This window comes from Stappia sp. (assembly GCF_048261845.1).
GTDB lineage: Bacteria > Pseudomonadota > Alphaproteobacteria > Rhizobiales > Stappiaceae > Stappia.
The window spans coordinates 1-24,857 of record NZ_JBLXFR010000056.1 but is presented as its reverse complement, the minus strand read 5'-3'; the positions used below and the strand labels follow the sequence as shown (position 1 = coordinate 24,857).

Genomic DNA, 24,857 nt, shown 5'->3' with positions numbered 1-24,857 from the left:
GCCACGCATGCCTTTCCGGGCGGCAGACCGCCGCACGCCCGGGAAAGCACGCGGCGGGTCTCTTCGTGGCCTGAAGCGCCGGCCTTACGAGGCCGGCAGGAGAACGGTGTCGATCACATGGATGACGCCGTTCGACTGGTCGACATCGGCGATGGTGACGGTTGCCATGTTGCCCTGGCCGTCCTCGATCATGATCTTGCCGTCCACGGCGCGGGCGGTGAACTCGCAGCCGCCGACGGTCTTGACCGGATGGGCGCCGCCGTCATCCGCGATCATCTTGCCGAGCGCCGAGGACATGACGTCGGCAGCGACGACATGGCAGGTCAGGACCTTGGAGAGCTGATCCTTGTTTTCCGGCTTCAGAAGCGTGGCGACCGTGCCCTCGGGCAGCTTGTCGAAAGCGGCATTGGTCGGGGCGAACACCGTGAACGGCCCCTCTCCCTGCAGCGTCTCGACGAGGCCGGCGGCCTTGACCGCGGCAACGAGGGTCGTGTGATCCTTCGAGTTGACGGCATTCTCGACGATGTTCCTTTCCGCCAACATCGGCGCGCCGCCGACCATCGGGTTTTCGGCGAAGGCGGCAGGAACGGCCAGCGTGGCGGCGAAGGCGGCGGTAGCGAGAAGCTTTGCAGAACGCGTGAACATGAAGTTTCTCCTGTGAACTCGTTTTGACGGTGCCGGACGGCGGGCAGCACGCGCGCCTTTTCCCGACACAAATTCCGATACGGAGGAAATGCCGCGCAGGTTTCGGCCCGAACGATCACGGCTTGGTGAGGTGACACGGAAACCGCAGCGATCCTTGGGGCGCGGCCGCACAAACGATGAGCGCCGCCAGGCCGGCACGGAGGTTGACCACCGCCTCGGAGCCGACCCCGCCCCCGGCGGAAACAGCACCGGCGACGGCCGGCATGCGTGCCGAACGCCCTGTCCAGATTTCGCCCTGAAACATGCCTATGCTGACGGGCAAGCGCCTCGAACGAGCAGGCGCACCGAACGACGGGAGCCCGGAGAGCAGATGAGTTTTTTCCGACAGGCCGGCATCGGCGCCGTCATGGCATTGGCAATCGTCGCGACGGGGACGGCGTGGAGCCAGGCGAGGGCCGGAGAGACGGCTTCGCAGGACAAGCCGGTGAAGATCACCGGAACGGCCGCCTATCGCGAGCGCATCGCGGTGAGCAGCGATGCAGAGCTTGTCGTCGAGCTGCGCGAGAGCCCCTCGCTCGGCGACGATCCGGACGCCGGCCGCCTGGTCGCCAGCCGCAGCCGCCGTCTGGAAGGGCGGCAGGTTCCCGCCCCCTTCTTCCTCAAGATCGACAGCGCGCTCCTCGTTCCCGGCACGCCCTACGCATTGCGGGTGGCCTTGTCGGACCGGGGCCAGCCGGGCTGGCTCTCGGAGCCGGTCAGCATCATGCCCCGCAGCGGTGCGGAACACGATGCGGGCGCGATCACATTGACGCGCGTCGAGTCCCTCCCCCTTGCCTTCACCTCCACACTGATGTGCGGCGACACCATCGCCCGCTTCGGGATGCGCGACGAACGTCCGGTGCTGCAGGTCGGGGACGAGGAATTCGCGCTGAGGGAAGTGAAAAGCGCCTCGGGCGCGAAATACGAGGCCGAGGGCGATCCCGACACGAGCTTCTGGAGCAAGGGCGAGACGGCGCTCGTCACCCTGCACGGCACGCAACTGCCCGAATGCAGGCTGACCGCAACCAGAACGCAGGCGCCGGCCGGGCTCGACCTGCTGCCCGGCTCCGACTGGGTGGTGGAGGACATCGACCGGCGCGGGATCATCGACAACTCCCGCGTCACGCTGGCATTCACGCGCGAAGGCACGCTCGGCGGACGGGCCACCTGCAACAGCTACTCGACCCGCTTCGCCACCAATGGCGGACGCATCTCGGTCGATCGCCGCACGGTGGCGACGATGATGGCCTGCGCGCCGGCATTGATGAACCAGGAGGCGAAGTTCCTGTCGCTGCTGCCGACCGTGACAGACTGGCGGATCGACGAAACCGGGGCGTTGCTGCTTTCAGCCGGCGAGAAGCTGATCGTCAAGGCGCATCGCGACGGATAGGGCCCGGGTCCCGGGCCGGGCACGGTCTCCGCGACCGGTCGCCAGTATCATCCCCAACGCCTTGACGACGGCGTGACGGCCGCGGACCCTGCCCCGCGACGCCTGATCCGGACGCGCACGGCCTCGGCCACGAGGCCGGCGGCGAGACCGGCAAGCGCGCCAAGCCCCCATGTGGCGATCGCCGTCGCGGCGATCACCGGCCGACAGTCCGGGCGTGCATCGACGAGACGACGGCTGGCCAGAAGATCGACCGCCGCATAGGCGAGCAGCGCACCGACAACGGAAGCGGGAATGCGCGCGAGCAGCGCCGGCACCATGGCCCCGGACACCGCCGCGAGGGCGCAGAGCAGGGCGAGCAGCAAGGGCGCCGCCAGACTGCGGGCGCCGAAGCGGTGATGGCCGGCAATGCCCCCTGCCCCATGGCACATGGGCATGGCACCGAAAGGAGCAAGGACGAGGTTGAGCGCGCCGGAGGTCGCGGCAAGCCGGCGCTCGTTCACCCGTCGCGCCGCGGGGCCGTAGAGCGTGCGGGCGACGGCGGCGGGGAGCACCACGGCGTTGAGCAGCGTCAGCGGCAGGTGTGGCAGAACGCCGGAGACGAAGGCGGTCACGGGCGAGGCCGCATGCCCGTCCGGCACGGCTGCGACCGAGGCCATGTCGAGCGGCGGCCCCAGCGCGGGACCAAAGGCAATCGCGGTCACGACGACCACGAGCGCCCAGGGGCCGCGCGGCCAGATCCATGTCAGCGACAGCAGGGCGAGCGCTGCAACGGCGAGCAACCAGTCGCCGCCCATCAGACGCGCGGCAACGGCGAGCAGGACCAGCCCGAGACCCGCCTGCAAGCCGGTGACGACCGATTGCGGGATCACCCGCGCGGCACGCAGCAGCACGGGCGAGGCGGCCAGCGCCAGCAGGATCGCCCCGAGCATCGCACCGGCCCACGCAACCTCGCCACCCGACAGGCCGCCGGCGAGGACCACGGCCCCGACCGCCTTCATCGGCTGGACGGCAACGGGCAGGCGATAGACCAGGGCAACGAGAAGGTATCCGGCGGCGAACCCGGCAAAGACCGGAGCAGGCGCAAGCAGGCCCGCACCGATGGCGACGACCACATAGGGAAGAAAGGTGCCGAGGTCACCGAAGGCGCCGGAGACATCGCCAAGCACGCCGCCACCAGCCCCGGCGAGGCGCTTGCGCCATCCACGTTCCGGAAAACCGGGCGTGTCCGTCATGTTTTCCCTGTCGTTACCATGCATTTTCTTCAAACCATCGGGAGCCCATCTGAGCCCGCTCGGCCATAACTGTCTCGAAAACGGCGGCAAACCGCAATGCCTCTGGATTGAATAGGTTTGCAAAACGACCCCGACCCTTCGCTGGGTGGTAGATTTTGCGATGTTTTTGTGTATTTCTTCCCTCAAGAGGGAGCAAACGCACCTATGAAGGACTTCACGTCCATACTGGCGGAGGCCGTCGGCCTGATTTTTGCCGGCGATGCGGATCTGATCGAGATCATCGCGTTGTCGCTGAAGGTGACGCTGAGCGCGGTGGTCATTGCCTGCCTGATCGGCCTGCCGCTCGGCGCCGCCGTTGGCGCTTTCCGCTTTCCCGGCCGCACCCTCGTCACCATCCTGCTCAATTCGCTGATGGGCCTGCCGCCCGTCGTCGTCGGCCTCGTGGTCTACCTGGCGCTGTCGAATGCCGGCCCGCTCGGCCCCTTGCAGCTTCTCTACACCCCGACCGCCATGATCATCGCCCAGACCATTCTGGTGACCCCCATCGTGGCCGCCCTGACGCGGCAGGTGATCGAGGATCTCGACACGGAATATGCCGAACAGTTCCGCTCGCTCGGCGTCGGTCCGCTGGAGCGGGTCTCGGCGCTTCTGTGGGACGCCCGCTACAGCCTGCTCACCGTGGCACTCGCCGGCTTCGGCCGCGCCGTCGCCGAGGTCGGCGCGGTGATCATCGTCGGCGGCAACATCAACCACGTCACCCGGGTCATGACGACGACGATCGCGCTGGAAACATCGAAGGGCAACCTGGAGCTGGCGCTGGCGCTCGGCGTCGTGCTGCTGGTCATCGCCGTCATGGTCAATGCCGCCGTCATGGGCCTGCGCGCCTCCGCCGTGAGGTCCGCCTATGCGTGAGGCCCTGCAGAGCGTGAGCGAACCGCCGGCCGAACCCTTGCGCGAAATGCCGGACGCCGCGTGCTCGCCCCTGCCCGAGCCCCTGATCAGCGGGCGCGGGCTGACGCTCGACATCGGCGGGCGGCGGCTTCTCGATGCGGTCGGCATCGACATCCGCCCCGGCCGGCGAACCCTGGTCATGGGGGCGAACGGTGCCGGCAAGAGCCTGTTGCTGCGCGTGCTGCACGGGCTGATCGCCCCCACGTCCGGCAGCGTGCGCTGGCGCGACCGGCCGCTCGACAAGGCAGCCCGGCGCGCCCAGGCGATGGTCTTCCAGCGACCGGTGATGCTGCGCCGGTCGGTCTTTGCCAATCTTTCCTTCGCGCTCGGCGTGCGGGGCCTGCGCGGCGCTGAGCGCGGACGGCGCATCGCCGAGGCGCTGGAGCAGGCGCGCCTCGGCGACCTGGCGCGGCGTCCGGCCCGCGTGCTGTCCGGCGGCGAGCAGCAGCGGCTGGCGCTGGCCCGGGCGCTCGCCTGCGATCCGGAACTGCTGTTCCTCGACGAACCGACCGCAAGCCTCGATCCCGCCTCCACACACGCCATCGAGCGCCTCGTCGACGACGCACATAAACGCGGCGTCACCATCGTCATGGTGACGCACGATCTCGGCCAGGCGCGGCGCATCGGCGACGACGTCGTCTTCCTGCATGACGGCCGCGTCGCGGAGACGGGTCCGGCCCGCGAACTGCTCGAGGCGCCCGCCTCGGAGGCTGCCCGGGCCTGGCTCGAGGGCCGCCTCTATCTGGGCGACACGCAAAAGACAGACTGAAGCAAAGAGGGAGACTTTCCATGTTCAGACGCCAGTTCCTGACACTCGCCGCCGCCGGCTTGCTGGTCACCGGCCTTGCCGGCCCGCTTCAGGCCGAGGAGACGTTCATCGTCGTCCAGTCGACGACCTCGACGCAGAATTCCGGCCTGTTCGAGTTCATGCTGCCGAAATTCACCGAGAAGACCGGCATCGAGGTGCGCGTCGTGGCGGTCGGCACCGGCCAGGCGATCAAGAACGCGGCGAATGGCGACGGCGACGTCCTCTTCGTCCACGCCAAGGCGGCTGAAGAGAAATTCGTCACCGAGGGCAACGGCGTGAAGCGGTTCGATGTCATGTATAACGACTTCGTCATCGTCGGCCCGCCGTCCGACCCGGCAGGCGTCGCCGGCTCCAACGACGTGGTCGCCTCGCTGAAGAAGATCGCCGAAGCCGGTGCTCCCTTCGCCTCGCGCGGCGACGATAGCGGTACGCACAAGGCGGAGCTGCGCCTGTGGAAGGCGGCCGGCATCGACGTCAAGGACGCCTCGGGCGGCTGGTACCGGGAGACCGGATCGGGCATGGGCGCGACGCTCAACACCGGCACCGGCATGGGCGCCTATGTCATGACCGACCGCGCCACCTGGATCTCCTTCGGCAACAAGGGCGAGTACAAGGTCGCCGTCGAGGGCGACGACAAGATGTTCAACCAGTACGGCATCATCCTCGTCAGCAAGGACAAGCACCCGAACGTCAAGGCCGATCTCGGCGAGCAGTTCGTCAACTGGGTGGTGTCGAAGGACGGCCAGCAGGTCATCGCCGACTACAAGGTCGACGGCCAGCAACTGTTCTTCCCCAATGCCGCGCCGAGCGGCAGCTGACGCAGGCCTGATGCCGGAAAGACCGGACACAGGAGCAGGCCTGCGCAGTTCAGGCAGGCCCGAACCGGCAACAAGTAGCCACTTGTCCTGAACCTGCTCTGGACGCAGGTTCTACCAAGTATCCGGTGCGGACAACCGCACCGGATCGCCAATGCCGTATTCATTCAGGTCATTTCAGAGGTACCTACATGTTCAAACATCTTCTGGCCGTGGCTGTCGCCGGCATGATGGCTCTGCCAAGCTTCCAGGCCATGGCCGAAACCGTCGTCAAACTCCACGCCGCAGGCAGCCTGGGTGCCGCCATCAGCGAGATCGCCAACGCCTACGAGGCACGGACCGGAATCCGCGTGGAACGCAGTTTCGGACCGTCCGGACTGCTGCGCGAGCGGATCGAGGGCGGCGAGCCGGCAGAGGTCTTCGCCTCCGCCAACATGGCGCACCCGACGACGCTTGCCTCGGCCGGCATGGCGTTGCCGGTGGTTCTTTTTGCCCGCAACCGGCTCTGCGCCCTGGTCCAACCCGGGATCGAGGTCAACACGCCCACCCTGCTCGAAACGATATTGCGCGACGACATCCGCGTCGGCACGTCTACGCCGAACGCGGACCCTTCCGGCGATTACGCCTTCCAGCTGTTCGACAAGGCCGAGGCATTGTCGCCCGGTGCGACGGCGAAGCTGAAGGCCAAGGCCCTGCAACTGACCGGCGGCCGGGACAGCGAGGCAGCGCCGGAGGATCGCAACAAGTACGGCTGGATCATGGAAAACGATCGGGCCGACATCTTCCTCACCTATTGCACCAATGCCCTGCTCGCCAAGCGGGAGGTCCCGAGCCTGTTCATCGTCCAGGTGCCCGAACAGCTTTCCGTCGGCGCCGATTACGGGCTGACGGTCATCAAGGGCGCTTCGCCCGAGGCCTTCGCCCTGGCGCTGCATATCCTGTCGCCGAGCGGGCAGGCAGTCCTCGTCGACTACGGTTTCGACGCCCCGGGTTTCACACGCTGATCGTCCCGACCGGGCGCCGCTTCCACGCCCCGCCGCTGTTGCGCGAAGGCAACGCCCCGAGTTCCGCCCGCCTGGAGAAAGCGCTGACCGCCGACGCGCGGTCCGCGCTTTTGCGACAAGCCGGTGCAGGCACAATACCCGCCTTCGGGCCAGGTCATCCGTCTCCCCGATATCGGCGGGCGAACGCGAATCCGCCTCCGGGGCGTTGAAAAAAAGCCGCAGGCAAAGAAATTATACGCTGCTCACAAAAACGTGATGTCAAGAACACCACGTTCCTGCCAACCCTCCGCCGCATTCTCGCCGCGTTTGAAACATGCGCGATATCATCGCGTTATCCCTGCAACCCGGCGCTCCTTTAAAAAAATGTAAAAAAGAACCCCCGCAATTGTGATCCATATTACGGTTTCGTCAGGATGTTTGAGGGAGCATGCTTTCAGTCGGAACTAGAATAGTTTGGTGTCGTACACCATATCTTAAACTTAACGACATTCAGGCGCCCACCGGCCAAAGAACCGGGGTCGTCATGCCCTGGGAGGCGACGAATGTTTGAAGGTGTGAAGAAATTTGTTGCATTAAAGTCACGTGCCGCGACGGCAGTTGCGCTCGGGCTGATGCTCGGACTGTCCGGCGGGCTCGCCAGTGCGGAGACCCTTTCGGCTTCGGCGCGCGCAACCGGCGCGGATGCCGTCCTGCAGAAGAGCGACCGCGAGACGTTCGTCATTCCGGAGGATCGCCTGGCCGTCACGCTCGGAACCCCGCAAGGGGCCGAAGAGAACGGGTCCTACGCGATCTGGGTCGGCGAAGTCGAGCGCAACGGACGCAAAATCGTCTGGGTCGAGCTGATCGACGATCACGGCGAGGTCATCTACGACAGCGAAGTCTCGCAGAACGAGACCCACCTGTTGCCGGACGGACGGGCCGTTGTCGTGCGGGCGCTTGGCGATGACGAGACGAGTGGCGTCAAGGTCGCCAAGGCGGACCAGTCGCGCGTTGCACCCGATGCACGTCTCGTCGTGACACGCCGGGTCGTCGACGATCCGTCCCTGCAGACGGCGATCGAGTTCATCGAACAATCGCCGCGCGAAGAACAGGGCACCATGATGCGCATCGCCACCTTTGGCCAGGCCATCTGGGCGTCCATCGTCGCCAGCCTGACCGCCGCTGCCGATGGCGTGCTCGTGGCCTGGGACTGGATCACCGAACCGTTCCGCGCTTGAACCCGGCGCCTGACGACAGACAACCCGGCCGCGTGCGTGGCGCGCGACCGGTTCCCCCTAAAGGTAAGGTTCGCTCCCGGAAAATCTCCGGAAGGTCGGGCACGGTGATTGACCGCAACCTCCCGACCACCCGAAACGCCCCCCCTGCCCCGGCACAGCTTCCCCGCACGTGCACAACCAGCGACAGACACCGCCCTCCCATCCTGACCACATGTCGCGGCCGCCCCGAAACACCCGGTTTCGGGGCGGCTTTTTCACATCTGCCGCCGATGCCCGAACAGCGCGCCGCAAAACACTGTTCAAAAAGCCGAAACCGCTAATCCATCAACGGGGACCGACCGTAGGAAGGAAACAAACAGGCCTTTAACGACCGGACCCTGCCGACCGATGCCAGATACCGACCAACCCGTCCCGATCCTCGTCTGGTTCCGTGAGGACCTGCGGCTTGACGACAATCCGGCGCTTGCCGCCGCATTGTCGCCGGGCAGTCCGGTCGTCGCGGTCTACGTGCGTGAGGAAGGTCCCGACGCGCCGCGCGCGCCTGGCGGCGCCTCGCGCTGGTGGTTGCACCATTCCCTGACGCGCCTTTCCGATGATCTCAAGCAAGCGGGCATCCCGCTGGTCCTGCGGCGCGGGCCCGCGGAGGAGACGTTGCGCGGCCTTGCCGCGGAAACCGGCGCCAGCCGCATCCTGTGGAACCGTCGCTACGACCCCGCCGGCATCGCCATCGACACGGCGCTGAAAGCCGCCTTCAAGGCCGACGGCGTCACGGCGGAGAGTTTCAGTGCGACCCTTATCGCCGAGCCGTGGGAGCTGGCCACCGGGTCCGGCGGGCCGTATCGCGTGTTTTCCCCGTTCTTTCGCGCGCTGATCGCGCGCGGCGAACCGGCGGCACCACGTCACACGGCCCTGCCCGCGGGACGCCGCAGGATCGAGGTCTCGCCCGACAGCGAGACACCCGCCACCCTGTTTCCCCTGCCCACCAGCCCCGACTGGGCCGGCGGGCTGCGCGAGACATGGGAGCCGGGCGAGGCGGGCGCCCTTCGCCGCCTCGAAACGTTTCTCGATGACGGACTGGAGCGCTATGCGGAGAAGCGCGACGAGCCAGCCAGCCAGGCGACCTCGCTTCTGTCCCCGCACTTGCGCTTCGGCGAGATATCGCCGCGCCGGATCTGGCACGCGGCGGCCCATCGCGGCGCCGATCCCTCGTCCGGCGTCGGCGACCGGCAGGTGGCCAAGTTCCATTCCGAACTCGGCTGGCGGGAGTTCTCCTACCACCTGCTCTATCATTTCCCGAAGCTGCCCAGCGCCAATTTCCAGTCGCGCTTCGACGCCTTCCCCTGGCGCTCGGACGATGCGCAACTGCGCGCCTGGACGAAGGGGCTGACCGGCTATCCGCTGGTCGATGCCGGCATGCGCGAGCTTTGGCACACCGGCTACATGCACAACCGGGTGCGCATGGTCACCGCCTCCTTCCTGATCAAGCACCTGATGATCGACTGGCGGGAGGGGGAAGCCTGGTTCCGGGACACGCTGGTCGATGCCGACCCGGCCAGCAACGCAGCCAGCTGGCAATGGGTGGCCGGTTCCGGCGCCGATGCAGCCCCGTATTTCCGCATCTTCAACCCAACGACGCAGGGAGAGAAATTCGACCCCGACGGCACCTACACGAAGCGCTGGGTGCCGGAGCTTTCCGGCCTGCCACAAGAATACCTTTTCAAGCCGCACGAAGCCCCCCGCGAGATGCTCTCGCAGGCAGGGATCCGCCTCGGCGACACCTATCCCCGGCCGATAGTCGATCACAAGGCAGCGCGCCAACGTGCCCTCGACGCCTTCCAGACCATAAAAAACGCCGCCTGAAGAAGACAAAGGACACGCAATGCGCATTGCCGTGATCGGTTCCGGTATCGCCGGAAACAGCGCCGCCTGGGCCCTGAGCGAAAGACACGACGTCACGCTTTACGAAAAGCGTGCAAGGCCCGGAGGCCACAGCGCCACCGTGGACATCGACTATGACGGTACGCCAATGGCCGTCGACACCGGTTTCATCGTCTACAACGAGCTCAACTATCCGAACCTGACGGCGCTGTTCGACCATCTTGGCGTGAAGACCGAGGCGAGCGACATGAGCTTCGCCTTCTCCCTCGACGACGGCCTGCGGGAATGGTCGGGCGGCACGCTGAACACCGTCTTCGGCCAGAGGCGCAACATCGTCTCGCCGCGCTTCATGTGGATGCTGCGGGAGATCCTGCGCTTCAACCGGCAAAGCATCGAGGATCGCGCCGCCGGCGCCCTGTGCGGCCTGTCGCTGCAGGACTATCTCGCCAGGCGCCGTTTCTCCAGGGAGTTCGCCAGCGACTACCTGTTGCCGATGGGGGCCGCCATCTGGTCGACCCCGCCTGCCCGCATGCTGGCCTTCCCGGCGGAAAACTTCATCGCCTTCTTCGAGAACCACCGGCTGGTGCATCGCGACCGGCCGGTCTGGCGGACGGTATCCGGCGGCAGCCGCACCTACGTCGAACGAATGTTGTCGTCGCTCACCATAAAGGTCCGGCTGGCGACCCCTGTTGCCAGCGTCACGCGGCGTGACGGGCGGGTGCATGTCATTGACACGAAGGGCAAGGAGGACGTTTTCGACCACGTGGTGCTGGCCGCCCATACCGACCAGACGCTGGCGATGCTCACGGACGCAACGCCCGAGGAACGCAACATCCTGGGTGCGATCCGCTACCGGCCGAACCAGGTCTATCTGCATCGCGACCGGGCCTTGATGCCGCGCCGGAACCGCGTGTGGGCGTCGTGGAACTATCTCGCCTCGAGCGATCCCGGTGCGCCCTACCGCGATGCCTCGGTCAGCTACTGGATGAACCGGCTGCAGAACCTGCCCGACGACAAGCCGCTGTTCATCAGCCTCAACCCGGTCGAGCGCCCGCGCGACGACCTCACCTTCGCCACGTTCGAATACGATCATCCGCAATTCGACGCTGGCGCGATCGCCGCGCAAAAGGCCCTTGGCCAGATCCAGGGCGCGGGCAACATCTGGTTCTGCGGCGCCTGGTGCGGATACGGGTTCCACGAGGACGGCCTGGTGGCCGGACTTGCCGTTGCGGAAGCGATCGGCTGCGAGATTCCCTGGCGCCTCGACGAAACCGGCGTGGCGCGCACGGCGGAGGCAGCGGAATGACCGGCAACCGGCATCACCCAGCCGGGACAGCGGCAACGACAATGGCCGGCAATGGCGGTCCGCCGCCGGCCGCGGCACAGCTTTACCCGGGAATGGTCATGCATGCCCGGCTGAAACCCTTCGGCCACCGGTTCAGCTATTCCGTCTTCACCCTGCTTGTCGACATCGACCGACTGGCGGAGGCCGCCAAGGCCTCGCGGCTGTTCTCGGTCGGCCGGTTCAACCTGATGTCCTTCAACGAAGCGGACCACGGCCCGCGCGACGGCAGTTCCCTGCGCGCCCATGTGGACCGGCTGCTGGCCGCGCGCGGCATCTCCACGCCGCCGGCCCGCGTGCTGCTTCTGTGCTACCCGCGCATCCTCGGCTATGTCTTCAATCCCCTGTCCGTCTATTTCGCCTATGACGAGGACGACAGGCCGGTTGCCGTCATCTACGAGGTGCGCAACACGTTCGGCGACCTCCATACCTATGTGGAGCCGGTGCGCGAAGGCCAACTCGGTCCCGAGGGCATCCGCCAGACCCGGGCAAAGGCCTTCCATGTCTCGCCCTTCATCGACATGGCCCAGACCTATGCCTTCCGGGTGCTGCCTCCGGGCGAGGCCGTGCGGATCCGGATTCTGGAAAGCGATGCCGAGGGACCGCTCCTGTCGGCCGCCTTCGCGGGACGGCGGCGAGAGGCGACAAGCAGGAGCATTCTGTCGCTCTGCTTGAAAATCCCGTTCATGACACTCAAGATAATCGGTGGCATCCATTGGGAGGCCACCAAACTCTGGTTGAAAGGGGCCCGCTTCCACTCGCCGTCACGACGTCCAAGGACCGTAGAGCGCAATACTGCGATCCCCAGGGTCTGACGCGCCCCGGCTGTGTGACGAGGTTTGACATGTCGACTGCGATTGCTCTCACTCCCGACAATGCCCGTCAGGCGCTCGCCGGACTTCCCCGGCTTGCCAGGCTCGGCATGCGTATCGCGCTGAACCTGAAGGTCGGCTCGCTCACGATCGAAACACCCGAGGGTCGGCTGTTCCTGGTCCAGGGCCAGCAACCCGGCCCCGATGCCCATGTGAAGATCCATTCCTGGCGCTTCATCCGCCGCCTTTTGAGCGGCTCCGACATCGGTGTCGGCGAAAGCTACATGATGGGCGAATGGACGAGTTCCGACGTCACGACATTCCTGGAACTGTTCTGCCGCAACCGCGACGCCACTGCCGACATGCTGCGCGGCAGCCCGCTGTTCCGCATGATGATCCGCGTCCGCCACTGGCTGAACCGGAACACGCGGACGGGGTCGCGGCGCAACATCTCCGCCCATTACGATCTCGGCAATGCCTTCTACAGGGAATGGCTCGACCCGACGATGACCTATTCCTCGGCGCTCTATGATGGCGGCGTCAACGACCTGGAACAGGCGCAGCGGCGAAAATACAGGGCGCTGGCCGAGGAGACCGGGATCGAACCCGACCACCACGTGCTGGAAATCGGCTGCGGCTGGGGCGGGTTCGCCGAATATGTCGCCGGCGAGATCGGCGCCAGGGTCACCGCGCTGACCATCTCGCGGGAACAGTACGACTTCGCCTGCAAGCGGATGCAGGACGGGGGCCTCAACGACCGGGTCACCGTCAAGCTGCAGGACTATCGCGACGAGACCAGCCAGTATGACCGGGTTGCCTCGATCGAGATGTTCGAGGCGGTCGGCGAGCAGTTCTGGCAGACCTATTTCCAGAAGGTGGCCGGCTGCCTGAAGGCGGGCGGACGCGCCGGGCTGCAGATCATCACCATCCAGGACACGCTGTTCGAGGACTATCGCCGCACGCCGGACTTCATCCAGCGTCACGTGTTCCCGGGCGGCATGCTGCCGCCGCCGCGCGCGCTGGCGGATCTCGGCGAGCGGACCGGGCTCAAGCTCGCCGCCGAGCGGATCTTCGGGCACGACTACGCGCGCACCCTGGAGGAATGGCGGCAGCGCTTCTGGGCAGCCTGGCCGCGCATCAGCCCGCTCGGTTTCGACGACCGGTTCAAGCGGCTGTGGGAGTTCTATTTCCACTACTGCGAGGCAGGCTTCCGTTCGGGCAACATCGACGTGCGCCAGATGATCTACGTGAAGGCGCCCTGACGGGTGGCGGCAGGAGCGGGGCTGACGCGCGGGGCGCTTGCCGCCTATGCAGGCCCCGCCCTGCCGCTTGCCGCGCTGACACTGCCGCTCTACGTGATCCTGCCGACCTTCTACGCCGAGAGCGTCGGCCTGCCGCTTGCGCTGGTTGGAACCATCCTGCTGGCGGTGCGGCTGGCGGATGCGGTTTCCGACCCGCTGATCGGCCTCATGGCCGACCGCTACCGACCGCCGCTCGGTCGTCGGCGCGGCTGGTTCCTGCTCGCCTGCCTGCCTGCGGCACTGGCCGCCTACATGATCCTGACCCCGCCCGGAGATGCCGGCGGCGGTTACCTTCTGTTCTGGGGTCTTGCCCTGTCGCTCGGCTACACCGCCTCGATCATCCCCTACACCGCCTGGGGAGCGGAGCTGTCCGACGACTATCACGGCCGCAGCCGGATCGCCGGCGCGCGCGAGGGGATGGTGCTTGTCGGCACGCTGATTGCCGTCTCCGTGCCCGCCATTGCCGAAGCGCTCGGCGCACCGGGCCAGGCAACCGCGCTCAAGGTGCTGGCGCTGATCATCGTGGTCTCCCTTCCCGTCCTGACGCTTGTCGCGGTCTGGCGCCTGCCGGAACCGCGCGACACGGGCGCCGCACTGCCGCCGCTGGCGGACGGGCTCCGGCAAGTGGCGCGCAACCGGCCCTTCGTCCGGCTTCTCGCCGCCTTCGTCCTCAACGGCTTTGCCAACGGATTGCCGGCAACGCTGTTCCTGTTCTTCGTCGCAAGGGCGCTCGCGGCGCCCCAGATGCAGGGCCCGTTCCTGTTCCTCTATTTCCTGTGCGGCGTTGCCGGCGTGCCGCTATGGCTTGCCGTCTCCCGGCGGCTCGGCAAGCATCGCGCCTGGTGCGTGGCAATGCTCGGTGCCTGCGCGATCTTCGCGCTGGTGCCGCTGCTCGGTCCTGGCGATCTCCTCGGCTTCGCGGCGATCTGCGTGTTGACCGGACTCGCGCTGGGGGCGGACCTCGCCCTGCCCTCGGCCATCCAGGCGGATGTGATCGATGTCGACCGGATGGCAACGGGCACGCGGCGCTCGGGTCTTTATTTCGCGCTGTGGGGGCTTGCCACGAAACTGTCGCTGGCGCTGGCCGTCGGACTTGCCTTCCCCTTGCTGGGGCTTGCCGGTTTCGACCCTGCCGCAGCCGACACGACCGGTATCGGCGCGCTGGTGGCGCTCTATGCGGTCGTGCCCGTGGCCCTGAAGCTCGCGGCCATCGCTCTGATGTGGAACTTTCCGCTGGGGGCGAAGGAGCATGCCGAGCTCGCCGCACGGCTGGCCCGCGAGACGGTCTGATCCGTCACCAATCAATCCTGCGGCCGGGACTTGCGCGACCAGCCGGTCGCACGCGCCATCAGCGGGAAATAGAGCCGGTAGGGCAAGAGCCTCAGGAATTTCAACTGCCGCGTGAACCGTTTCGGAAAGCTGATCTCGAAGGATGTTCCGCCAAGGCCGTCGATCAAGGCGTCGGCCGCCGCGTCGACCGGCATCAGATGCGGCATCGGGAACGGATTGTCCTTCGTCGCCGGCGTATCGACGAAGCCGGGCGACACGATCTGGAGGAGAATGCCGAGACGATCGAGATCGAACTTCATCGCCTCGGCGAGATTGATCAGCCCGGCCTTGGTGGCGCCGTAGGCGGCGGAGGTCGGCAGCCCGCTGTAGCCGGCGACCGAGGCGACGAGCGCGATCTGCCCCCGGTTTCGCGGCTTCATCGCCGCGACCAGCGGCACCAGCGCGTTGGCCGTGCCCTTCAGGTTCACATCGAAGGAAGTGTGGAACGCCGCGAGATCCGGCGCGGTGCCGTCTACGCGGAGATAAACACCCGCATTGAGAATGGCGAGGGCGACGGGGCCATGACCCGCCTCGAGCTCGGTGACGATTTCCGCCATGCGTGCGGCATCGGTCACGTCGCCGGGCATGACGATGATTTCTCCGGACGCACCCGCCGCGCGACCGCGCAGCGCTTCAAGCGCCTCGGCCGAACGCGCCGTAACCGCGACTTTCCAGCCCAGCGGGGCCAGTTTTTCCGCGAGCGCCTCGCCAATGCCGGAACTGGCGCCGGTGATCCAGGCAATGCCGTCCCCGGGGCGTGCGGCGCGCGGCTCTTCGTTGGTTCGCGTCATGATCCCTCCTGCCGTTGCATACCCTTTCTACGGGCTGGAACGGAAGCGGATCGCCGGAGACGGCCCATGCGTGAATTTCGGAAGAAACTGTCCTAGCCGCGCAGGAAAGGCGCGAAGAAACGGCCGATCGGACCCGTCAGGCGCAGGCTGCCCTCGGTCACGGCGAAGCAGATGCAGTCCTCTCCCTCGTCGGCGACCGGACGATGATCGACCTCGTCGTCGGCAAAGGCGACGTCGCCGCGCACGTAGTGGCCCTCGCCGTCCCTGAAGCCGCCCTCGACGACAAGCGTCAGCTCGGTGCCATGATGCGTATGGGTCGGCATCGCCATTCCGGCGCGAATCCACAAAAGGCTGGCACTGCAGCCATCCATCTCCGCGACCTTGTATTCACGCAGACCCGGCAGTTTCGTCTTCCAGGCAAGGTCGGCAATGTCCTTGCCGATAAAATCGGCGAGCGCTGCCGGCAGGCGGGTGTTGCGTGGCGGCGGCGGCGCGGCCGCGATGCGCTCCGACGGCGGGCTGGCGAAGATCGCGGCAAGCATCGCGTCCCGGTTCTCGAGCGGCACGGGAGAAACCTCCTCCAGCATCGAGCCGCATGTCGCCTCCAGATCGCGGACGAAACCGCGATTGGCAGGCGACAGATCCAGATGGGAACGCACCAGCAGGCGAGCGGGCCCGGCAAGCGTTCCCGCTACATACCCGGCCAGCAGGGCATCGAATTGTTCCTGTCTTCCGTCCATTCCGTTCAACCTTCGTCGCGACACGCGCCCATGCAGGGACGTCGAGTGCCGGGCTCGTCATAGCCGACAATGCGGCCTGCGCCAATTCCGCAGATGGCCTTGCGGCAGGGCGGTATTTGGCTTTCCCGTATCATGCTACGATGGGCGGGGCATCGCGGATCAGCAAAAACATCATATTCCAAGCCTGTGTCCACTTTGATGATTTGTCGATCAACTTTGCAGAACAGGGCCGAAAGGATTATCAACGACGGCCTTACATATGGCACGGGATCGCTTGAAGCCACCACCCCCGCCACCTACCCTTTCGGCCAACCTTGCGGGACGCCCCGGACCATCGTGGATCGGGAAACCGGCTCCCCCTCGAACGGACCAGAGACGACCGATGGACATCAAGACCTCCGTGATCGACGCAATCGGCAACACGCCGCTCATCCGCCTCAACCGTGCATCGGAGCTGACCGGCTGCGACATCTACGGCAAGGCAGAGTTCATGAACCCCGGCCAGTCGGTGAAGGATCGCGCGGCGCTCTTCATCATCCGCGACGCGGAAGCACGCGGTGCGCTTCGGCCCGGCGGCGTCATCGTCGAGGGCACGGCGGGCAATACAGGCATCGGCCTGGCACTGGTCGGCAACGCGCTCGGCTACCGCTCGGTGATCGTCATCCCGGAGACCCAGAGCCAGGAAAAGAAGGACATGCTGCGACTGGCCGGCGCCGAGCTGGTCGAGGTGCCCGCCGTTCCCTACAAGAACCCGAACAACTACGTGAAGCTGTCCGGGCGTCTTGCCGAGCGGATGGCCGCGAGCGAGCCGAACGGCGCGATCTGGGCCAACCAGTTCGACAATGTCGCCAACCGGCAGGCGCATGTGGAGACGACCGGCCCGGAAATCTGGCGCCAGACCGACGGCAAGGTCGACGGCTTCATCTGCGCGGTCGGCTCCGGCGGAACGCTGGCCGGCGTCGGCATGGCGCTGAAGGGGTACAACAAGGACATCAAGATCGGCCTGGCCGACCCGATGGGCGCCGCGCTCTTCAACCACTATGCCCATGGCGAGTTGAAAGCCGAGGGCTCGTCCATCTCGGAAGGCATCGGCCAGGGCCGCATCACCGCCAATCTGGAAGGCGCGACCGTCGACATGCCGTTCCAGATCCCGGACGAGGAGGCGCTTCCCGTCGTCTTCGACCTGCTCGAGCATGAGGGCCTGTGCATGGGGGCTTCCACCGGCGTCAACGTCGCCGGCGCGATCCGCATGGCGCGCGAGATGGGGCCGGGCCACACGATCGTGACGATCCTGTGCGATTACGGAACCCGCTACCAGTCGAAGCTCTTCAACCCGGACTTCCTGCGCTCCAAGAACCTGCCGGTTCCGGCCTGGCTGGAGCGGTCGAGCGGCATCACGGCTCCGTTCGAAGAAGCGGTCTGACCCGTTCATGCTTCAAGACGTCGATCTTGCCGAAGCTTTTGTCGCCAACCTGCCGATCATCGCAGCCTTCACGCTGGCGCTCTACGTGCTGGCGGGCGTCTGCGCCGTTCGGGAGGTGCTGAACTCGCGCACCGCGCAAGGCTCGATCGCCTGGCTGCTGTCGCTTCTGTTCCTGCCGTTTCCGACCGCCTTCCTCTATCTGGTCTTCGGCTGGAAACGCTTCGAGGACTATGGCGAGGTGCGCGCCTATGCGGGCCGGGCGACCCGCGCCGCGCGGGCCGGCGAGCTGAGGCTCGCCGATGCCAAGACCAGCACGAGCTGGCCGGTGCTCACCCGGATCGCGCAGATCCCGTTCCTCGCCGGCAACACTGTCGAGTTGCTGATCGACGGCCCCGACACGTTCGACTCCATCCTGTCCGGTATCGCCGCCGCCCGCCGCGAGGTGCTGGTGCAGTTCTTCATCATCCGCGACGACGGACTGGGCAAGCGCTTCGCCGACGCCCTGATCGAGCGTGCGCGTGCCGGCGTGACCGTGCACCTGCTCTATGACGACGTCGGCAGCAAGAGCCTGCCGCGCAGCTACCGCCGAAGGTTGCGCGAGGCCGGTGTCAAGGTCGCCGGCTTCAACCAGCGGCACAAATGGCTGCGGGTGACCGGGCCGATGCGCCTCAACTACCGCAACCATCGCAAGATCGTCGTCGTCGACGGGCAAAACGCCTGGGTCGGCGGTCACAATGTGGGCGATGAATATATCGGCCTCTCCGCGACTTTCGGCCACTGGCGCGACACGCATGTGCGGGTCGAGGGGCCCTCGGCCATCGCCTGCGCCCTGTCCTTCTGCGAGGACTGGCACTGGGCGACGGGAACGCCGATCCGCCCCTTCCTGCCCAACCCGATCCCGCAACCGGGCGACGAGCCCGTGCTGGTCATGCCGACCGGACCGGCGGACACGTTCGAGGATTGCGGGATAGCCTTTTCCGAGGCGATTTCCCGGGCTCGCGAGCGGCTTTGGATCGTCAGCCCCTATTTCGTGCCGGAAGCGGCCATGCAGACGGCTCTTCTTGCCGCCGCCATGCGCGGCGTCGACGTGCGCATCCTGCTGCCCGAAAAGGCGGACCACCGGCTGGTGTGGCTGGCCAGCTACGCCCATGCCGACGACATGGTCGACCACGGCATCAAGATCTATCGTTACACGTCCGGCTTCCTGCACCAGAAGGTCATTCTTGTCGACGATGCGCTGGCCGGCATCGGCACGGTCAATTTCGACGCCCGCTCGTTCCGGATCAATTTCGAGATCACCTTGTGGTTCACGCATGAGCGGACGATCGCCAAGGTGGCCGAGATGCTGACCCGCGACTTCAAGCAGAGCCGCGCGACGACGGCCCGGGACCTTGCGGTGCGCTCCTTCGCGTTCCGCTTCATCGCCCAGGCGGCACGGCTGTTCTCCCCGATTCTGTGACGTTGCGTCAGTCCTCGCAGGGCCGTTGCGGCGGTTGATTGCCCTTGCCGATCGGATAGGGTGGCGCTCCGGCCTGAATCATCGAGGACTGCCACATGACGGAACTGCTCTTTCGCGACGATGCCTATCTGCGCAGCTGCGAGGCGCGGGTAACCGCCATCACGGAGCGCGGCGGCGTGGTCACGGACCGGACCGTCTTCTACGCGACCGGTGGCGGCCAACCCGGCGACAACGGCCGGATCGAGCTGGCCGACGGGCAGCAGATCGAGATCGCCACCACCGTCTATGGCGAGGATCGCAGCCAGATCGTCCATGTGCCGGCGGAAGGTTCCGCCCTGCCCGCCGTCGGCGACACGGTGGTGCTGCATCTGGACTGGGAGCGGCGCTACCGCCTGATGCGCGTGCACACCGCGCTGCATCTTCTCTCCGTCGTTCTGCCCTTCCCCGTTACCGGTGGGCAGATCGGCGAGGGCGAGGGCCGGCTCGACTTCGACATTCCGGACGCAGCCCTCGACAAGGACGAGATCGCGGCGAAGGTCAACGAGATCGCCGGCGCCGACCATGCCGTCACCTCCGACTGGATCACCGACGAGGAATTGCTGGCCAGGCCGGAGATGGTCAAGACCATGAGCGTCAAGCCGCCGATGGGCTCGGGCCGGGTGCGTCTCATCCGCATCGGCGATGTCGACCTGCAGCCCTGCGGCGGCACCCATGTCGGCCAGACGGCAGAGATCGGGGCGCTCGACGTCACCAAGATCGAGAAAAAGGGCCGGCAGAACCGCCGCGTCCGCATCAAGCTGGCGGACTGACGCCGCAAGTCGGTCCGCCCCCCTATCGCTTCCTGAAGAGGCAGATCCATGGCGCTTTCCCCTCTCGTTTCGACAAAGTGGCTGGCCGAGAAGCTCGCCTCCCCCGACATTGTCGTCGTCAACGCCTGGCTGCCGCCGGTCGGCAAGCCCGACGCCGCGCCGGAATATGACGAGGGGCACATTCCCGGCGCCATCTTCTTCGACGTCAACGCGATCAGCGACACGACGAGCGACCTGCCGCACATGCTGCCGCCGGCGCATGTGTTCTCCTCGATGATGCGCAAGCTCGGCATCGGCGACGGCCAGACCATCGTCGTCTATGACGGGGTCGGGCTCTACTCCGCCGCCCGCGTGTGGTGGATGTTCCGCGCCATGGGCGTCGAGCAGGTCCATGTGCTCGACGGCGGCCTGCCGAAATGGCGGGCGGAGGGACACCCGATCGAGGACATGCCGCCGCGCCCGCGCGGCGAGCGCCAGTTCACGGCGAGGCGCAACAACGGCCTGGTCGCCGGTCTCGACAAGGGGGCCCGGGCGCGGACGTGCGGTGCCCAGGTGCTCGACGCGCGCTCGCGCGGCCGCTTTGCCGGCACCGACGCGGAACCGCGCGCGGGCCTGCGCGCGGGCCACATGCCCGGAGCGCTCAACCTGCCCTTCACCGAGCTTCTCGCCGATGGCCGCATGAAGCCGGCCGAAGAGCTCGCCAGCGCCTTCGACGCGGCCGGCATCGACCGCTCGCGCCCCGTCATCACCACCTGCGGCTCCGGCGTCACCGCCGCGATCCTGTCGCTGGCGCTGGCCGTCACCGGCCACGACAAGGCGCCCGTCTATGACGGCTCCTGGACCGAATGGGGCGGCCGCGACGACACCCCGCTTGCGACCGGCGAGGCCTGACCCTTTTCCTTCAGCCGCCTGAAAAGGACGATTGCGCGACGGCGGCATGTCGGATCGCAAAGAGATCTGTGCTACCTCCGCCGCTAGGATCGGTTTTATCAATCGACCGATAGAGGATCGCCCGGCAAGGGTGGCGATCCGTTCCGGGAGGACCCTACACGCCATGGCCAGTGACATCGAAATCGCCCGCGCCGCCCGCATGAAGCCGATCGCCGAGGTCGGCGCCAGGCTCGGCATCCCGCCGGACGCGCTGGAGAATTACGGCTCGACCAAGGCCAAGGTCCGCTCGGACTTCATCTCCGGCCTTTCGTCCCGCCCGGACGGCAAGCTGGTGCTGGTCACCGCGATCAACCCGACACCGGCCGGCGAAGGCAAGACGACGACGACCGTCGGGCTTGGCGACGGGCTGAACCGGATCGGCAAGAAGGCGGCCATCTGCCTGCGCGAACCCTCGCTTGGCCCCTGTTTCGGCATGAAGGGCGGTGCGGCCGGAGGCGGCCATGCACAGGTGGTTCCAATGGAGGACATCAACCTCCATTTCACCGGCGACTTTCACGCCATCACCTCGGCGCACAACCTTCTCGCCGCGCTGATCGACAACCATATCTACTGGGGCAACGCGCTCGAGATCGACCAGCGCCGCATCACCTGGCGCCGCGTCATGGACATGAACGACCGGGCGCTGCGCCAGATCGTTTCCTCGCTGGGCGGCGTTGCCAACGGCTTCCCGCGCGAGTCCGGCTTCGACATCACCGTCGCCTCCGAGATCATGGCGATCCTGTGCCTGGCGAGCGACCTTGCCAACCTGCAGGCCCGGCTCGGCAACATCATCATCGGCTATCGCCGCGACCGGACCGCCGTCACGGCGCGCGACCTGGAGGCCGACGGCGCGATGACCGTGCTGCTCAAGGAGGCCATGCAGCCGAACCTGGTGCAGACGCTGGAGAACAACCCGGCCTTCATCCATGGCGGGCCCTTCGCCAACATCGCCCATGGCTGCAATTCCGTGATCGCGACGAAGACGGCGCTGAAGCTCGCGGACTTTGTCGTCACCGAAGCCGGGTTCGGCGCGGATCTCGGGGCCGAGAAGTTCTTCGACATCAAGTGCCGCAAGGCCGGGCTGTCGCCGTCCGCCGTCGTCATCGTCGCCACCATCCGGGCGCTGAAGATGAATGGCGGCGTCGGCAAGGACGCTCTCGGGCAGGAGGATGTGGCGGCGCTGACGCGCGGCTGCGTCAATCTCGGCCGCCATATCGAGAACCTGCGCCTGTTCGGCGTGCCGGTGGTCGTTGCGATCAACCACTTCGTCTCCGACACCGATGCGGAGGTGGCCGCGATCCAGGCCTATGCCGCCGGACAGGGCGTCGAGGCCGTGCTCTGCCGGCACTGGGCGGACGGGTCGGCCGGCACCGTAGAGCTGGCGGAAAAGGTCGTCGAGCTCGTCGAGGCGGACACGGCCCGTTTCGCGCCGCTCTACGAGGACGCGCTGCCGCTCTTCGAGAAGATCGAGACGGTCGCCAGAAAGATCTACCGGGCCGACGAAGTCGTCGCCGACAAGGCGGTGCGCGATCAGCTTGCCAAGTGGGAGGCGGACGGTTTCGGCCACCTGCCCGTCTGCATGGCGAAGACACAGTATTCCTTCTCCACCGACCCAAGCCGTCGCGGCGCGCCGGAAGGCCACGTCGTGCCGGTACGCGAAGTGCGGCTTTCGGCCGGCGCCGGCTTCATCGTCGCCATCTGCGGGGAGATCATGACCATGCCGGGCCTGCCCAGGGTGCCCTCTGCCAACCATATCCGCCTCGACGACAACGGCCAGATCGAGGGGCTGTTCTAGTGTGGTGAATTTGAAATACGCGTCACTTTGGCAGCACGCCCAGAGCGTATTTCAAATTCGAAAACCACACTAGAAACATAAGCTTGCTAGTCACCCTCTTGAATCTGAAGTTCGTTTGGAGCATGCCGGGAAATGTGACGAACTTCAGATTCTGGTGACTAGGGGGCAGGCATCCTTCGTTCCGGAGCAATGTTGTTCCCTTTTTGTTCCTTTCGGAATATGCTCCTCCTGCTGCCAGCAGGAGGAGACGGATCATGGCCGGGCAACAGGAGAAATTCACGCGGCTGAAGGCGCTGCATGCGCAAGACGGCGCCTTCGTCATCCCCAACCCGTGGGATGCAGGGTCCGCGCGCCTTCTGGCGAGCCTCGGCTTCGAGGCGCTTGCCACCACCAGCGCCGGCCTTGCCTTCTCGAAGGGCAAACGGGATTCCTTTGCCGGGCTCAGCCGGACGGAAATCCTGGAAAACGCCGCCGAGATCGTCGCCGCCACGGACCTGCCTGTTTCCGCCGACCTCGAGGACGGGTTCGGCCCGGCGCCGGAAACCTGCGCCGAGACGATCCGCATGGCCTGCGAGACAGGTCTTGTCGGCGGTTCGATCGAGGATGCGACAGGCGATGCGGATGCACCGATCCACGATTTTTCCCTTGCGGTCGAACGCGTTCAGGCCGCAGTGGAAGCGGCCCGGGGCCTGCCCTTCCTGCTGACGGCAAGGGCCGAGAACCACTTGTGGGGGCGGCCGGACCTCGACGACACGGTCCGGCGGCTTCAGGCCTTTTCGCAAGCGGGCGCAGATGTCCTTTACGCTCCCGGTCTTCCCGACATCGAGGCGATCAGGACCGTCTGCCAGGCCGTGGACAAGCCGGTCAACGTGGTGATGGGCTTGAAGGGCAAGAGCTATTCGGTCGACGAACTGGCGGCAGCCGGCGTGCGGCGCATCAGCGTCGGGGGCTCGTTTGCACGGGCCGCGCTCGGCGCCCTGATGCGCGCGGCAGAGGAGGTCAAACCGTCGGGCACGTTCAGCTATGCCGACGAGGCCCTTCCGGATGCGGCCGCCAGCCGGCTGATGTCGCAGCAAAGGCCCGCCACCCGGTCGTGAGGGCGAACCGGTGGGTGGCCGCCTCACCGCGGCATGACGGAAAAACGTCCCTCCCTCACCCGCCGAGGCTGGCGGCGACGACGAGGTCGGCGGCGGCCGGAGAACAGGCCATCGGCGTGTCGTGCAGGATGGCAAGCCGGGTCAGCGCCATCAGGTCGACATCGCTGGCGTGATGACCGTGCGGGTCGGCGAAGAAGATCACCGCGTCGAGTTCGCCCGTGGCGATCAGCGCGCCGAGCTGCTGGTCGCCGCCATGGGAGCCGCGCTGCAACCGCTGGATGGCGAGGCCCGGCACGGCTTCAAGCAGCATGGCGCCGGTGCCGCCGGTCGAGATCAGCTTCTGCCGGCGCAGGATATCGGCGTGGCGCGCCACCCAGGCACGCAGATGCGACTTGCGGGCGTTGTGGGCGACCAGCGCGATGCGCCGGGGCGCGGTGGACATGCGCCGGGCGGCAAGCGTCAGCGACAGGATGGCCCGCACCTGTGCGCCGAGGCCCTCCTCGGAGGTCGCGAACTGTCCCTTGAGCGCGGCCGTGCCGACCGTGAAGCCGGCGGCGCCTGCCTCCGCCACCTGGGCGATCCGCTCCGCCCGGTCGATGCTGCCGGCCATGATCACCGGCTTGTCGCAGGCCGAGCAGACGCTGCGCATCAGCTCCGGCACGTTGCCGGCAAACCGGTAGGCGAGCAGGTCGAGACCGTGCACGCTTTCCAGCTCGGTCAGCGCGCGGGCGCTTTGCGTGATCGTCTCGACCGATCCGGCAAGCACGCTCGGATGGCCGACAATCTCGCCGGGAAACGGATAGTAGCGGATCGGGTGGGCCTTCAGCATCGGCGCGACCTCGGCGGCGCGCGTCCCCCCGAGCAGGCAGTCGACCTCCAGCCCGATGGCCGCGCGCGCGGAGCGCAGTTCGCTCTCCGCGTCGAGACTGACGACCTCCAGATAGACGCGCCCGCCGGCATCGCGGATATCGCGCGCAAGCGCCTTCAACTCGCCGAACGGCAGGCCGACATCCTTGAAGCCGATATGCCGGGCACCGCCCGCCAGCACCT

At 66.7% G+C, this 24,857-nt stretch carries 22 protein-coding genes; 17 read left to right on the top strand and 5 right to left on the bottom strand.

All coding sequences use genetic code 11. The annotated features are described in order from the left end of the window. Positions 1–84 precede the first annotated feature (84 nt). Positions 85–645: a fasciclin domain-containing protein gene (locus tag ACN0T5_RS17650; RefSeq protein ID WP_417769933.1), complete on the bottom strand. Its 561-nt coding sequence runs from the start codon at positions 643–645 to the stop codon at positions 85–87. Between the two features lie 370 nt (positions 646–1,015). Here ACN0T5_RS17650 and ACN0T5_RS17645 point away from each other — a divergent pair, with 370 nt between their 5' ends. Continuing rightward, a complete protein-coding gene (locus ACN0T5_RS17645) occupies positions 1,016–2,074 on the top strand; it encodes an META domain-containing protein (RefSeq protein WP_417769932.1) in 1,059 nt (352 codons plus the stop codon). A 47-nt stretch (positions 2,075–2,121) separates the two neighbouring features. Here ACN0T5_RS17645 and ACN0T5_RS17640 read toward each other — a convergent pair whose 3' ends face one another. Then, entirely contained in the window at positions 2,122–3,306 is a 1,185-nt protein-coding gene (locus ACN0T5_RS17640) for a putative sulfate/molybdate transporter (RefSeq protein ID WP_417769931.1), read from the bottom strand. Positions 3,307–3,510: 204 nt separating this feature from the next. Here ACN0T5_RS17640 and ACN0T5_RS17635 point away from each other — a divergent pair, with 204 nt between their 5' ends. From ACN0T5_RS17635 to ACN0T5_RS17590, 10 genes are all read left to right on the top strand, one after another. After that, entirely contained in the window at positions 3,511–4,218 is a 708-nt protein-coding gene (locus ACN0T5_RS17635) for an ABC transporter permease (RefSeq protein WP_417769930.1), read from the top strand. Then, on the top strand, positions 4,211–5,026 hold the full coding sequence (locus tag ACN0T5_RS17630; RefSeq protein WP_417769929.1) for a phosphate ABC transporter ATP-binding protein: 816 nt from the start codon (positions 4,211–4,213) through the stop codon (positions 5,024–5,026). The genes ACN0T5_RS17635 and ACN0T5_RS17630 overlap by 8 nt, the downstream gene beginning before the upstream one ends. Before the next feature lie 20 nt (positions 5,027–5,046). Next, complete coding sequence (locus tag ACN0T5_RS17625) at positions 5,047–5,883, top strand: substrate-binding domain-containing protein (protein ID WP_417769928.1); 837 nt, start codon at positions 5,047–5,049, stop codon at positions 5,881–5,883. 188 nt (positions 5,884–6,071) lie between these two features. Next, positions 6,072–6,884, top strand: coding sequence for a molybdate ABC transporter substrate-binding protein (locus tag ACN0T5_RS17620; RefSeq protein WP_417769927.1), 813 nt, complete (start codon positions 6,072–6,074; stop codon positions 6,882–6,884). A 542-nt stretch (positions 6,885–7,426) separates the two neighbouring features. Continuing rightward, the gene (locus tag ACN0T5_RS17615) at positions 7,427–8,101 is read left to right on the top strand and encodes a hypothetical protein (protein ID WP_417769926.1); all 675 of its coding nucleotides are present in this window, start codon (positions 7,427–7,429) and stop codon (positions 8,099–8,101) included. A 387-nt stretch (positions 8,102–8,488) separates the two neighbouring features. Then, positions 8,489–9,961 (top strand): cryptochrome/photolyase family protein, encoded by a 1,473-nt coding sequence (locus tag ACN0T5_RS17610; protein WP_417769925.1) that lies wholly within the window; start codon positions 8,489–8,491, stop codon positions 9,959–9,961. Positions 9,962–9,980: 19 nt separating this feature from the next. Further along, a complete protein-coding gene (locus ACN0T5_RS17605) occupies positions 9,981–11,285 on the top strand; it encodes an NAD(P)/FAD-dependent oxidoreductase (protein WP_417769924.1) in 1,305 nt (434 codons plus the stop codon). After that, positions 11,282–12,136, top strand: a complete 855-nt coding sequence (locus ACN0T5_RS17600; protein ID WP_417769923.1) for a DUF1365 domain-containing protein — start codon at positions 11,282–11,284, stop codon at positions 12,134–12,136. The genes ACN0T5_RS17605 and ACN0T5_RS17600 overlap by 4 nt, the downstream gene beginning before the upstream one ends. A 29-nt stretch (positions 12,137–12,165) precedes the next feature. Then, entirely contained in the window at positions 12,166–13,395 is a 1,230-nt protein-coding gene (locus ACN0T5_RS17595) for a class I SAM-dependent methyltransferase (protein WP_417769922.1), read from the top strand. 3 nt (positions 13,396–13,398) lie between these two features. Continuing rightward, positions 13,399–14,724 (top strand): MFS transporter, encoded by a 1,326-nt coding sequence (locus ACN0T5_RS17590; RefSeq protein ID WP_417769921.1) that lies wholly within the window; start codon positions 13,399–13,401, stop codon positions 14,722–14,724. Positions 14,725–14,735: 11 nt separating this feature from the next. Here ACN0T5_RS17590 and ACN0T5_RS17585 read toward each other — a convergent pair whose 3' ends face one another. Both ACN0T5_RS17585 and ACN0T5_RS17580 read right to left on the bottom strand, forming a co-directional pair. Beyond that, complete coding sequence (locus ACN0T5_RS17585; RefSeq protein WP_417769920.1) at positions 14,736–15,554, bottom strand: SDR family NAD(P)-dependent oxidoreductase; 819 nt, start codon at positions 15,552–15,554, stop codon at positions 14,736–14,738. 92 nt (positions 15,555–15,646) lie between these two features. Beyond that, entirely contained in the window at positions 15,647–16,294 is a 648-nt protein-coding gene (locus ACN0T5_RS17580; RefSeq protein ID WP_417769919.1) for a ChrR family anti-sigma-E factor, read from the bottom strand. 382 nt (positions 16,295–16,676) lie between these two features. Here ACN0T5_RS17580 and ACN0T5_RS17575 point away from each other — a divergent pair, with 382 nt between their 5' ends. From ACN0T5_RS17575 to ACN0T5_RS17550, 6 genes are all read left to right on the top strand, one after another. Next, positions 16,677–17,717 (top strand): cysteine synthase A, encoded by a 1,041-nt coding sequence (locus ACN0T5_RS17575; RefSeq protein WP_417769918.1) that lies wholly within the window; start codon positions 16,677–16,679, stop codon positions 17,715–17,717. A gap of 7 nt (positions 17,718–17,724) precedes the next feature. Then, on the top strand, positions 17,725–19,176 hold the full coding sequence (cls, locus tag ACN0T5_RS17570) for a cardiolipin synthase (protein ID WP_417769917.1): 1,452 nt from the start codon (positions 17,725–17,727) through the stop codon (positions 19,174–19,176). Between the two features lie 95 nt (positions 19,177–19,271). Further along, the gene (locus ACN0T5_RS17565; RefSeq protein WP_417769916.1) at positions 19,272–19,985 is read left to right on the top strand and encodes an alanyl-tRNA editing protein; all 714 of its coding nucleotides are present in this window, start codon (positions 19,272–19,274) and stop codon (positions 19,983–19,985) included. Positions 19,986–20,033: 48 nt separating this feature from the next. Beyond that, on the top strand, positions 20,034–20,876 hold the full coding sequence (gene sseA / locus ACN0T5_RS17560) for a 3-mercaptopyruvate sulfurtransferase (protein WP_417769915.1): 843 nt from the start codon (positions 20,034–20,036) through the stop codon (positions 20,874–20,876). A gap of 163 nt (positions 20,877–21,039) precedes the next feature. Next, entirely contained in the window at positions 21,040–22,710 is a 1,671-nt protein-coding gene (locus tag ACN0T5_RS17555) for a formate--tetrahydrofolate ligase (protein WP_417769914.1), read from the top strand. A 254-nt stretch (positions 22,711–22,964) separates the two neighbouring features. Further along, positions 22,965–23,807, top strand: a complete 843-nt coding sequence (locus ACN0T5_RS17550; RefSeq protein WP_417769913.1) for an isocitrate lyase/PEP mutase family protein — start codon at positions 22,965–22,967, stop codon at positions 23,805–23,807. 55 nt (positions 23,808–23,862) lie between these two features. Here ACN0T5_RS17550 and ACN0T5_RS17545 read toward each other — a convergent pair. Next, positions 23,863–24,857 (bottom strand): methylglyoxal synthase (locus ACN0T5_RS17545; RefSeq protein WP_417769912.1); only part of this gene is annotated, 995 nt, incomplete at its 5' end.

Bases quoted from the DNA above. Each gene is read 5' to 3' on its own strand.
- ACN0T5_RS17650 (WP_417769933.1), bottom strand. From the start codon at position 645: ATGTTCACGCGTTCTGCAAAGCTTCTCGCTACCGCCGCCTTCGCCGCC.
- ACN0T5_RS17645 (WP_417769932.1), top strand. From the start codon at position 1,016: ATGAGTTTTTTCCGACAGGCCGGCATCGGCGCCGTCATGGCATTGGCA.
- ACN0T5_RS17640 (WP_417769931.1), bottom strand. From the start codon at position 3,306: ATGACGGACACGCCCGGTTTTCCGGAACGTGGATGGCGCAAGCGCCTC.
- ACN0T5_RS17635 (WP_417769930.1), top strand. From the start codon at position 3,511: ATGAAGGACTTCACGTCCATACTGGCGGAGGCCGTCGGCCTGATTTTT.
- ACN0T5_RS17630 (WP_417769929.1), top strand. From the start codon at position 4,211: ATGCGTGAGGCCCTGCAGAGCGTGAGCGAACCGCCGGCCGAACCCTTG.
- ACN0T5_RS17625 (WP_417769928.1), top strand. From the start codon at position 5,047: ATGTTCAGACGCCAGTTCCTGACACTCGCCGCCGCCGGCTTGCTGGTC.
- ACN0T5_RS17620 (WP_417769927.1), top strand. From the start codon at position 6,072: ATGTTCAAACATCTTCTGGCCGTGGCTGTCGCCGGCATGATGGCTCTG.
- ACN0T5_RS17615 (WP_417769926.1), top strand. From the start codon at position 7,427: ATGTTTGAAGGTGTGAAGAAATTTGTTGCATTAAAGTCACGTGCCGCG.
- ACN0T5_RS17610 (WP_417769925.1), top strand. From the start codon at position 8,489: ATGCCAGATACCGACCAACCCGTCCCGATCCTCGTCTGGTTCCGTGAG.
- ACN0T5_RS17605 (WP_417769924.1), top strand. From the start codon at position 9,981: ATGCGCATTGCCGTGATCGGTTCCGGTATCGCCGGAAACAGCGCCGCC.
- ACN0T5_RS17600 (WP_417769923.1), top strand. From the start codon at position 11,282: ATGACCGGCAACCGGCATCACCCAGCCGGGACAGCGGCAACGACAATG.
- ACN0T5_RS17595 (WP_417769922.1), top strand. From the start codon at position 12,166: ATGTCGACTGCGATTGCTCTCACTCCCGACAATGCCCGTCAGGCGCTC.
- ACN0T5_RS17585 (WP_417769920.1), bottom strand. From the start codon at position 15,554: ATGACGCGAACCAACGAAGAGCCGCGCGCCGCACGCCCCGGGGACGGC.
- ACN0T5_RS17580 (WP_417769919.1), bottom strand. From the start codon at position 16,294: ATGGACGGAAGACAGGAACAATTCGATGCCCTGCTGGCCGGGTATGTA.
- ACN0T5_RS17575 (WP_417769918.1), top strand. From the start codon at position 16,677: ATGGACATCAAGACCTCCGTGATCGACGCAATCGGCAACACGCCGCTC.
- cls (WP_417769917.1), top strand. From the start codon at position 17,725: ATGCTTCAAGACGTCGATCTTGCCGAAGCTTTTGTCGCCAACCTGCCG.
- ACN0T5_RS17565 (WP_417769916.1), top strand. From the start codon at position 19,272: ATGACGGAACTGCTCTTTCGCGACGATGCCTATCTGCGCAGCTGCGAG.
- sseA (WP_417769915.1), top strand. From the start codon at position 20,034: ATGGCGCTTTCCCCTCTCGTTTCGACAAAGTGGCTGGCCGAGAAGCTC.
- ACN0T5_RS17555 (WP_417769914.1), top strand. From the start codon at position 21,040: ATGGCCAGTGACATCGAAATCGCCCGCGCCGCCCGCATGAAGCCGATC.
- ACN0T5_RS17550 (WP_417769913.1), top strand. From the start codon at position 22,965: ATGGCCGGGCAACAGGAGAAATTCACGCGGCTGAAGGCGCTGCATGCG.